Origin of the sequence: Streptomyces sp. CBMA156 (assembly GCF_014596515.1) — a bacterium.
Taxonomy (GTDB): domain Bacteria; phylum Actinomycetota; class Actinomycetes; order Streptomycetales; family Streptomycetaceae; genus Kitasatospora.
The window spans coordinates 1-3,077 of record NZ_MSJQ01000328.1 but is presented as its reverse complement, the minus strand read 5'-3'; the positions used below and the strand labels follow the sequence as shown (position 1 = coordinate 3,077).

1 protein-coding gene is annotated in these 3,077 nt (G+C 76.8%); it reads right to left on the bottom strand.

From position 1 onward, the window contains the following. Positions 1-3,077 (bottom strand): type I polyketide synthase (locus BU198_RS28550; RefSeq protein ID WP_188299742.1); only part of this gene is annotated, 3,077 nt, incomplete at both ends.

Here is a 3,077-nt window from a genome sequence, read left to right as displayed (position 1 = left end):
GCACCGGCAGCGCGGGCGCGGCGGCGGCCAGCGCGGCGCGGCCGGCCGGGTCGTCCACGCCGAGCGCCTCGGCCAGCCCGGCCGGGTCGGCCTCGGAGACCGCCGCCCAGAACCGCTCCTCGGCCGGGTCGCGCAGGGCGTCCGCGGCCGCGCCGGGCGCCGACGGGAGGTCGAGCCAGTAGCGCTGCCGCTGGAAGGCGTAGGTGGGCAGCTCGACGGGGGTGGCCGGGAGTCCGCCGAGGACCGGGGACCAGTCCGGGCGGGCGCCGTGGACGTGCGCCTCGGCGAGCGAGCGCAGGAACTTCGCCGGGCCGCCCTCGTCGCGGCGCAGCGTGCCGACCACGGTCACGTCGCCGGTGCCGGGCAGTTCCTCGGCCGCCTCCTGGACGCCGGGGCCCAGCACCGGGTGCGGGCTGGACTCGACGAAGGTGCGGTAGCCGTCGTCCAGCAGGGAGCGGACGGCGGGGGCGAACCGGACCGGCTCGCGCATGTTGCGGTACCAGTAGGCGGTGCCCAGCTCGGCGGGGTCGAGCGCGCCGCCGGTCACCGTGGAGTAGAAGGCGGTGGTGGCGGGCCGCGGCTCGATGCCGGCCAGGGCCTCCAGCACCGCCTCGCGCAGCGGCTCGACCTGCGGCGAGTGGCCGGCGCCGTTGACCCGGACCTTGCGCACCCGGACGTCCTCGGCGGCCAGCGCCTCGACGAAGGCGTCGACCGGCTCCGGGGGGCCGGCCACGACGGTCGAGCGCGGGCCGTTGACGGCGGCGATGTGCAGCTCGCCGGGCCAGTCCGCGATCCGGGCGGCCACGTCGTCCTCGGGCAGCGCGACCGAGGCCATCGCGCCCTGTCCGGCGAGCGACAGCAGCAGCTTGCTGCGCAGCGCGACGATCCGCATCGCGTCGTCCAGCGTGAGCGCGCCCGCGACGTGGGCCGCCGCGATCTCGCCCTGGGAGTGCCCCACCACGGCGGCGGGGGTGATGCCGTGCGAGCGCCAGAGCGCCGCCAGCGACACCATCATGGTGAACAGCGTCGGCTGGACGACGTCCAGCCGCTCGATCGGCGGGGCGTCCTCGGCGCCGCGCAGCACGGCCTCCACCGACCAGTCGGCGTACCGCGCCAGTGCCTCGTCGCAGGCCCGGACGGAGTCGCGGAAGACCGCGGAGGAGTCCAGCAGTCCGGCGGCCATGCCGGCCCACTGGGTGCCCTGGCCGGGGAACACGAACACGGTGCGGCCGCCGGCGGCGGCGGTCCCGCGCACCAGGCCGTCGGCCGTGCCGTCCTCGGCGAGCACCGTCAGCAGCTCGGCGAAGGACTCCCGGTCCTCGGCGAGCAGCACCGCGCGGTGGTCGAAGGACGAGCGCCCGGAGACCAGCGCGCCCGCGAGTTGATCCGTCGTCAGTTCGGGCCTGGTGTCCAGGTGTTCGCGCAGCCGGGCGGCCTGGGCGCGCAGCGCGGCACCGCCGCGGGCGGACAGCAGCCACGGGGTGGGGGCGCCGGTCAGCGACGGCTCGGCCGGCCGGGCCTGGACCGCGGCCCGCTCCGGCGCCTCCTCCAGGATCACGTGGGCGTTGGTGCCGCTCATGCCGAACGAGGAGACGCCCGCCCGGCGGGGCCGGCCGTCGCGCTGCCACGGCCTCGCCTCGGTGAGCAGTCGCAGGGTGCCCGCCGACCAGTCCACGTGCGGGGTCGGCTCGTCGACGTGCAGGGTCGCGGGCAGCAGGTCGTACCGCATCGCCTGGACCATCTTGATCACCGCGGCGACGCCGCCCGCGGCCTGGGTGTGCCCGATGTTGGACTTCACCGAGCCGAGCCAGACCGGCCGTTCGGCGTCCCGGTCCCGGCCGTAGACCGCCTGGAGTGCCCGGGCCTCGATCGGGTCGCCCAGTTCGGTGCCGGTGCCGTGCGCCTCGATGGCGTCGACGTCCCCGGGGGTGAGCCCGGCGGCGCCCAGCGCCTGCCGGATGACCTTCTGCTGGGCCCGGCCGTTGGGCGCGGTCAGTCCGTTGCTGGCGCCGTCGTGGTTGACGGCGGTGCCGCGGACCAGGGCCAGCACCCGGTGGCCGTTGCGGCGGGCGTCGGAGAGCCGCTCGACCAGCAGCATGCCGGCGCCCTCGCCCCAGCCGGTGCCGTCGGCGGCGGCGGCGAAGGCCTTGCAGCGGCCGTCGGTGGAGACCGCGCCGCCCTGGGTGCCCTCGACGAACATGGTCGGCACGACCATCAGGGTCACGCCGCCGACCAGGGCCAGCGAGCAGTCACCGCGGCCGAGCGCCTCGCCCGCCATGTGCAGCGCCACCAGCGAGGAGGAGCAGGCGGTGTCGACGGACAGCGCCGGGCCCTCCAGGCCGAGGGTGTACGCGACCCGGCCGGAGGTGACGGAGGCGGCGGTGCCGAGCATCAGGTGCGGGCCGATGCCCTCGGGCACCTCGGTGACGCCGACGCTGTAGCCGGTGGTCGCGTTGCCGACGAAGACGCCGGTCGGGCTGCCGTGCAGCGCGGTCGGGTCGATCCCGGCGCTCTCGATCGCCTCCCAGGCCGTCTCCAGCAGCAGCCGCTGCTGCGGGTCCATGGCCAGCGCCTCGCGCGGGCTGATGCCGAAGAAGCCGGGGTCGAAGTCGGCCATGCCCTCGACGAAGCCGCCGTCGAGGCCGTCGGCGAAGCCCTCGGGGAGGGCGCTCAGGTCCCAGCCGCGGTCGGCGGGCACCGGGATCATCGCGTCCACGCCCTGGCTGACGATCCGCCACAGGGCCTCGGGGGTGTCGGCGCCGCCGGGCAGCCGGCAGCTCATGCCGATGATCGCCAGCGGGTCCCCGGCCGTGCCGGGGCCGGCCGCCGGGGCCGGAGTGGGCGGGGCGGCCTCGGGCTCGGCCTCGCCGAGCAGTTCGCGGCCCAGTTCCTCGGCGACCAGCACCGGGGTCGGGTTGTCGAAGACCAGGGTGGCGGACAGCCGCAGTCCGGTGACGGCGGAGAGCCGGTTGCGCAGCTCGACCGCGGTCAGCGAGTCGACGCCCAGCTCCTTGAACGCCCGGTTCGGGTCGACCAGTTCGGGCCCGGCGAAGCCGAGCACGGCGGCCGCCTGGGCG